The 7916-nt window shown below is 38.2% G+C and carries 3 protein-coding genes; all 3 read left to right on the top strand.

From position 1 onward, the window contains the following. Positions 1 to 320: 320 nt before the first annotated feature. The 3 genes from helD to M9R32_RS12200 all read left to right on the top strand — a co-directional run bounded on the left by helD (position 321) and on the right by M9R32_RS12200 (position 7713). Complete coding sequence (gene helD, locus M9R32_RS12210) at positions 321 to 2672, top strand: RNA polymerase recycling motor HelD (protein ID WP_269927010.1); 2352 nt, start codon at positions 321 to 323, stop codon at positions 2670 to 2672. A gap of 519 nt (positions 2673 to 3191) precedes the next feature. Further along, positions 3192 to 6764 (top strand): EAL domain-containing protein, encoded by a 3573-nt coding sequence (locus M9R32_RS12205; RefSeq protein ID WP_269927009.1) that lies wholly within the window; start codon positions 3192 to 3194, stop codon positions 6762 to 6764. Between the two features lie 529 nt (positions 6765 to 7293). Continuing rightward, entirely contained in the window at positions 7294 to 7713 is a 420-nt protein-coding gene (locus tag M9R32_RS12200; protein WP_269927008.1) for a hypothetical protein, read from the top strand. The last annotated feature ends 203 nt before the right edge of the window (positions 7714 to 7916 follow it).

Genomic DNA, 7916 nt, shown 5'->3' with positions numbered 1-7916 from the left:
ACTGCCCATTTTGTTTCGCTTGAATATACGTTTTTGCCCATGCAAAAACACCTCCGATATAAGTACTTGTTTAAAGTGTACCATTTCGAAGGTGTTTTATATTGTCCCACTAAATTAGGTTAGTCCAGATTAAGGTCGGTTTTTCTATAGAAATCGATTTGCAAGAGCGTTTCGACTAGTGACAGGTTCTGTTGTATATGATAAAATTATAAAGATATGCATATATTGACGAGTTGATATAGTTTTCCTTACTTTAAGTATACAATACCGATTCGTCAATAGTCAAGTTTTTTGAGAAAACTTTTTAAGGGGCGATTGCGATGAAACTGGAACTGCAACAGGAGCAACAACGATTGGACCGTGTTATGGACATCATCTCAAACGAAATACAGACACTTGATGGAGATACGGCACGACGAAAAAAAGAGGTCATCAACATTCGGAAGCACTTTTTTGAAGAAGTGAAAGTAAGTACGGATTCGTTTGACGATTATTTAGAAACGATTATTGGTTTACGTCAAGAAGCGGAAGCATTATCTGTCAGTCAAAGTTTGCATCGCCATACTTCAAAACGTTTAGCTACACTTCATCGCATGCAACAAATCCCTTATTTCGGTCGAATTGATTTTTTAGAAAACGGCACATCCTCGCCGGAACAAATCTATATCGGGATCTCCACACTTAAAGATGCAAGTGGAGATGATTTTCTCATTTACGACTGGCGAGCACCGATCTCGAGCGTGTATTACGATTATCAGCCGGGTCCTGCGAAATATATGATTCCAGGAGACTTCATCGAAGGGACATTAGAAAATAAGTGGCAATATATCATACGTGATGGCAAGTTAGAATCGATATTTGACACCACGCTAACAATTGGTGATGAGATTTTGCAACAAGTGCTTGGAAAAGGTACGGATAAGCAGATGCATTCGATTGTCGCCACTATTCAACAGGAGCAAAACCAAATCGTTCGCCATGACCACGGGAAATTGTTAATTGTGCATGGTGCAGCGGGGAGTGGCAAGACCTCGGTTGCGTTGCAACGGATTGCCTATTTGCTTTACCACTATCGCGATAGTCTGACGAGCGATCAAATCATTTTGTTTTCCCCAAACGCCATGTTTAACAGCTACGTCGCTAATGTGCTTCCTGAACTCGGAGAAGTAAACATGCACCAAGTGACTTTTCAACAATACCTGCATGAACGACTGGATCAACAATTTCAAGTGGAGAATCCATTTGATCAATTAGAATATGTCTACACAAAAACGAAAGATCCTTCCTACCGCACGCGATTGGCCAGTATAGAGTGGAAAGCTTCGACAGACTATTTTGATGCCATCAATACCTATCGCAGTTCTTTAGAAAACGCTGGGATGTGTTTTCAGGATCTTCGCTTTCGCGGGAAACTCATGGTGAGCGCAAAACAAATGGAAGAACAATTTTATGGACATCACACGTCACTTCGACTCCTCAATCGAATCGAAAAATTACGGGATTGGCTCATAAAACAAATTGCAGAGGTGGCGAAAGTAGAGTGGCAAAAACCGTGGGTCCAAGAAAAAATGGACTTGTTAAGCGATGATCAATATCATAAAGCACATCGGTACTTAGCCAAAAAACACGGTTATGAAAGAGAGGCGATGGCGGATTACGATATGAGTACAAAAGAACTCGCGCAGTTAATCGTCCGTCAAAAACTCAACACTCTGCGAAAACGAGTTCGAGCGTTTCAGTTTGTGGATATCAAACAGCTTTACAGACAGCTTTTTGAAGACACTGCAAACATGCAACGCTTCTCATCACACGAGTTGCCTCAAGAATGGCCGGCAATTTGTGAACAAACACGTGACACGATTGATGAAGGTAAACTGTTGTATGAAGATGCAACTCCATACGTCTATTTAAAAGAGTTAATTCTTGGGTTCCAGACCAATCGTTCCATTAAACAAGTGGTGATCGATGAAGCGCAAGACTATTCGCCTTTTCAGTTTGGATTTATCAAACGCTTATTTCCTGCTGCGCGAATGACGGTGCTCGGTGACTTTAATCAAGCGATTTTTGCGCATGCTCGTCAAACAAATGATTTCCAGTCTCTATTGAATTTGTACGGACCAGATGAGACAACGGTCATTTATCTAGCCCGAAGCTACCGTTCAACAAAGCCAATCGTCGACTTCACCAGAAAACTTATACCAAACGGCAATCAAATTATTCCATTCGAACGCAAAGGAGAGAGCCCTTCCTTAGAACAAGTGGAGAGTACAGAAGAACTTCATCAACAGATCATCAAGAAGGTAGAGCAGCTGCAAGAACGCGGCTACCAAAGCATAGCAATCATTTGTAAATCTGTTGAGGAAAGTAGTCATGCCTATGAGGGGCTATCTACTATTCCCGAATTAAAATTAATGACAACGGGCTCCATGGAATACGAACAAGGGGTAGTTGTCATCCCATCGTATTTATCAAAAGGAATTGAATTTGAAGCAGTCATTGTGTACGATGCATCGACGCATGTCTACGGAGACGAAAGCCTGCGACGCGTCTTCTATACCGTTTGCACCCGAGCGATGCACCATTTACAACTCTATAGCCTGGGAGAACCTACTCCGTTTTATGAGGTACCTGTGCAAGAAACTATTCAAAATATACACGACAATTGCAAATGAATTTTCCTGAATGTTGCAAGCAACGAGCATTTAAATTAAGGACCCGTATAAATCCTCATTCTTGTAAATTGTCATAATATAAGTGGTGCCACCCTAAAACCTGATTAATGAAAAATAATTTTTAAAAGAGCGAATCGCTAGTGACAAAGTCACTAGCGATTCGCTTTTTATTTTAAGTGATGTTGAAGTAGATTGATCTCATAGTTTTGGCCGGATATTACGACGAATTATATGAAAATGGTTTCATGAAAATCCATGAATTTCCCAAAGTAGGAAAAGAGGAATATTATTTTGCTTATTTCTTATGTCATATATCCTATTAATTTTTGATGGTTCTAAAATTTCCATTAATTTATTCAGTATATATGTACTATTTTTAATTTTTAACTTAACAGGACTATGTAACCACTGATATGATGGAAGAAATAGAGAAATTTGTCGAAGAATGTTGCGGAATTATTCGGAAGTATGATGTGAAAATCTTAGAAAAAGTAGGGTGTTGTTATGGGGCATACATTAATGGGAAATTATAATATTTTACTCGTTTTATTATCTTTTATCGTTATATTGCTAACATCCTTTTCCGTTTTTGATATTGCGGCTCGGATGACACGTGTCGGCAACCGAAAAAGAATCTTGTGGTTAATTGTTGGTTCATTAACGATGGGTGCAGGAATCTGGGCGCTGCATTTTATTGGGATGCTTGCGTATATGATGCCGGCAACTATTCATTACAACATTATGACTTTGAGTGTTTCCTTGGCTGTCACCTTATTTTCTTCTTTTGTTACTTTACTGATTGTCTCGCAGGATCGAGTAAACAAAGTTAACTTCATATTTGGCTGTTGCATTATGGCTACAAGTCTTATTGGATTGCATTATATCGGAATGGGAGCCATTCACGCGAATGCATCACTTACGTATCATCCTTTTAGTATCTTTGTATCTGTCCTACTGGCATTTATTTCATCCGCGATTTTTTATAAAACCATCTATGACACTCGCATAAAAGAATTCCATTTATCCCTTCATACGAAAACAGTTAGAGGCACTTTGATGGCCTTCTCCATATCGGCCATGCATTATGTGGCAATGTATGGTACCAAATTCTCATACACGTTCCAAGGTCATGAGATCCATTTCCAGACGGTTGAAGAAACTCAGCTGGCACTGGGTATAGGGATCGGTGCAATTTTTATGATTGCCTTGGTACTGATCAGTTCGTATGTAGACGTAAAATTTTCAGTTCAGAATGCGCGATTAATTGTTAATGAACAATACTATAAATCACTATTTGATGAAAATTCAGAAGCTGTCTTACTATTTGATCTAGAAGGTCATTTTATCGACTTTAATAATTCCGTAAATGTTCTATATGGCTATACGATTGAAGAATTGAGGCATGAAAATTTCGCATCGCTCATTCATCCGGATTATTTGGAGTATACGATTCAACAATTTAGTTTAGCTGCAGAGGGTACAACCGTTAATTATGAAACAGTGATTTATCATAAGGATGGGTTTTGCAAGGATTTAAAGGTTAAAGGAATCCCGATTGTTGTGGACCAAAAGATTGTAGGTGTTTTCGGCATTATCAATGACATTACGGAAGCCAAACGTGCCGAAGAGGCATTGATAGAGGCGGAATCCAAATATCGCAGTTTAGTCGAACAATCGATCATGGGTGTTTATATATATCATAAGCACAAAATCGTCTACTCTAATCCACGCCTGGAGGAAATCCTGGGCTATAGCCAGGAGGAATTGTACAACCTTAAGCTGCAAGATTATGTGTTTGACGAAGATCTTCCGCTTGTGTCCGGAAATATTTCCAAACGGATTAACGATGGTGTAAAATCCGTTCGATATGAATATCGAGCAATAAAGAAAGATGGCTCAATGGCTTATCTGGAAGTCCACGGATCTGTAGCGAGATACAAAGGTGAAAGTGCACTAATTGGAACAATTGTTGATATTACAGACCGCAAAAAATCGGAAGAAACGATACAACGTATGGCGTACTATGATCAGTTGACCGGCTTGCCTAATAGCAATTTGTTAAATGAACGGCTACAAGAGTTGGTTCAGGATCAAAAAGAAACAGCTATTTTATTACTTGAGTTGGATCGTCTGAAAACGATTAAAGATACGGTAGGTCAAGAAACCGGGAACTCACTAGTCTTACTTGTAAGTGAACGACTCAAGCAGGTGTTAGGAGAGCGAGATATATTGACTCGCTGGCAGGAGGATAAATTCGTCATTCTTGTACCTAACACGGATCATGAGCGGACAGCGCAAACTGCAAAATTGATTTTAGAGGCCGTCACCTTACCGTTGACCAATATCCAACAAGACGTGTATGTAAACCCGAGTATCGGAATAAGTCTATACCCAAATGACGGGAATACGACTGAAAGTCTATTGGATATGGCTAATTCTGCACTCAACTTTGCCAAAAAACATGGCAATAATAGCTATCACTTTTACACAGCTGATTTGAATGGGAAATCGCGAGAGAACCTTGAACTCGAAATGGATTTATATAAAGCGATTGAAAATGATGAGTTAATACTCCATTATCAACCGCAATTCCATTTAAGTACGGGTGAATATATTGGGAATGAAGCATTGATCCGTTGGAATCATCCAAAAAGAGGGATGGTTTCACCGTTCCATTTCATTCCGATTGCAGAAGAAACAGGGCTCATTATCCCCATAGGTGAATGGGTGTTGAAAACGGCTTGTGCCCAAAATAAAGCGTGGCAGCAAGCTGGTTTGCCGCCAATTGTGGTATCGGTCAACCTATCCTCTCGCCAGTTTTCGCAGAGTAATTTAGTGGGAGTTGTGGAGCGTGTATTAGCTGAAACAAAACTGGAAGCGAAATACCTGGATTTAGAAATTACTGAAAGTATGACCGTGGATGTAAAGCAAACGATCAATACTTTGCAGGCATTGAAAAAATTAGGTGTGAAAATCAGTATCGATGACTTTGGTACGGGCTATAGTTCATTATCGTATTTAAAAGAATTTCCGATTGATTGTTTGAAAATTGATCAGTCCTTTATTCGGGATTGCCATGAAGATCAAAGCAATGCCACGATTGTCAAAACCATTATATCGATGGCTCATCACTTAAATATCCAAGTGATTGCTGAAGGTGTGGAAACGAAAGAGCATTTGGACTTTCTGCAGCAAAATTTGTGCGATGCCGTCCAAGGTTATTTATTGAGTAAGCCGATCCCGGCAGAAAATATAGAAGAACAATTTCCTGATTTTCAAAAGATTATTAGAAGGTACGGACTTACTAGTGAAATCAGCCATCGATTATGGTTGGAGCGCGAATTGGAAATGGCCAAACAAGAGTTGCAGGAAACCATTCGTTTACAAAACGGAATGACGCTAAAATACAAATTGAAAGATGGTAAATTAATTCACACAATGTGCGATGGGGAACTGGTTTACCGAATCGGATTATCTCCGGAGCAGGTTATAGGAAAAGAGCTTGCTGAAATTCTTCCTGTTGAGAAAGCTTGTATAAAAGAAGAATATTACCAAAGAGCTTGGCGAGGAGAACAAAATGTCACCTACGAAGGTGAAGGGAATGGCATTGTTTATCTTGCGACTTTACGTCCGGTTTTCCGAAAGGGCAAAGTAGTGGAGGTAATCGCTTCTTGTGTAGACATTACGGAAAGAAAACGTGTGGAACAGGAACTGCAACATAGTGAAAAGAACTATCGGTTAATTGCCGAAAATACGACCGATGTCATTTCGGTAATAGATGAAAATAATATCATTGTTTATACTTCGCCGGCCAGTGAAATAGTGAAGGGCTACAAAGTGGATCAATTAAAGGGGATAACTGCCTATTCGTTCGTCTACCAAGATGATTTAGCCCGAGTTCAAAGTGCATTTAACGAGGTTAGGGAATCGGAAACATCTGTTTTTGTGCAATATCGTTATGTTCACCAAAAGAAGGAATTGATTTACTTGGAAGCGAAAATCTCGCCGGTCGTTGCAGCGAACGGTCAAGTACAACAGTTAATCATTGTGGAAAGAGATATTACGAAACAAAAACAATTGCAAAACACCTGACGGACAGAGATTTAAAGAGTAAAAGTAAGAGAATCTTTCTGTAATTCTGATGTAGGAATAGCCAACTTCATTTCTAGAGTTGGCTATTATTTTTATAACCTAAAAGTGAATATAAATACCTATAATTTAAAGTTTTTTCTAATTTATAACGAAGGTCTATATAACTAATTAATTAAAGTGACTAAATAACTGTAGTAAAATTAAAAATAATTAAAAACAGTACTATTGTATGATAAAAGGGCAGAGGTTATAATAGGTTTAATAAATTTACACAACAAAGAGCAAACATTTAGAAGATAATTTATACCAGTGAAATGAGTTTGGGTTTTTTAAGGATAAAACTAAATTTTTAAACGAACTAGAGTACTGACATCATGAGATATTAAAAATTTACATTAGTTTTAAAAAATCAAGAGACTAAATAGAGATACTGGGGAACTAATTAACTAATAAAAAAGAGAAGAGATACTAATTTCTTTTGGGAAAATGGGGTTCTTTGCTGTTTCTTAAATAAGAAAGAGGTGAAAGTATGTTTATACTAAAGAGAAAACCTTCACTGACAGTACATGCAATGGAAGAATTACGAGAGTTTGTTGGGAAGACGGTTGAAGTCATGCTCTTAACAAAGGAAGAGACAATACACGCAATCACTAAATATGACTTAGTTTTAATTTTTTCATGGGAAAGAGAATATATTGAAGGGTCAATTTTCCGGTTGTCCACTTTTGATATCGCAAAAAATGGCTTGAGTAGTTTGAATAACACGCCGCTATATTCAGGGAAACGTCATTTCGATAAGAAAGATGATGCAATTGTGTATATTGATGATGACGATCTTAGAGGTTTAACAGAACGGAATATACTTGCCTTTTATAATATCTGTGAATTAATCAGAACGTTCGAGGTAGAAGTAGTTTCTTCAAAAAGGTATAAGTGTAAATGGGTATGACGAATAACGATGGTAAGACAAATCAACCGTAAACTTAAGAGATTAAGAGGAAAAGCTGATTGGAGTGATGTCACCACTTCAATCAGCTTTTTTTAATTCTGGCTTTTTTGAGTGAAAGTGTACTTAACATAGGAAATTTCATTTAAAAATCATAGCAAATCCTTTTTGGGACATCTTATAAGAAAGAAAAAGCTGTATGAGGT

Source organism: Paenisporosarcina quisquiliarum (assembly GCF_027563315.1).
Taxonomy (GTDB): domain Bacteria; phylum Bacillota; class Bacilli; order Bacillales_A; family Planococcaceae; genus Paenisporosarcina; species Paenisporosarcina quisquiliarum.
The sequence above is the reverse complement of the archived record's forward strand: the minus strand, read 5'-3'. Positions and strand labels throughout refer to the sequence as shown.

Excerpts from the sequence above, each read along its gene's own strand:
- helD (WP_269927010.1), top strand. The coding sequence starts at position 321 with ATGAAACTGGAACTGCAACAGGAGCAACAACGATTGGACCGTGTTATG.
- M9R32_RS12205 (WP_269927009.1), top strand. The coding sequence starts at position 3,192 with ATGGGAAATTATAATATTTTACTCGTTTTATTATCTTTTATCGTTATA.
- M9R32_RS12200 (WP_269927008.1), top strand. The coding sequence starts at position 7,294 with ATGTTTATACTAAAGAGAAAACCTTCACTGACAGTACATGCAATGGAA.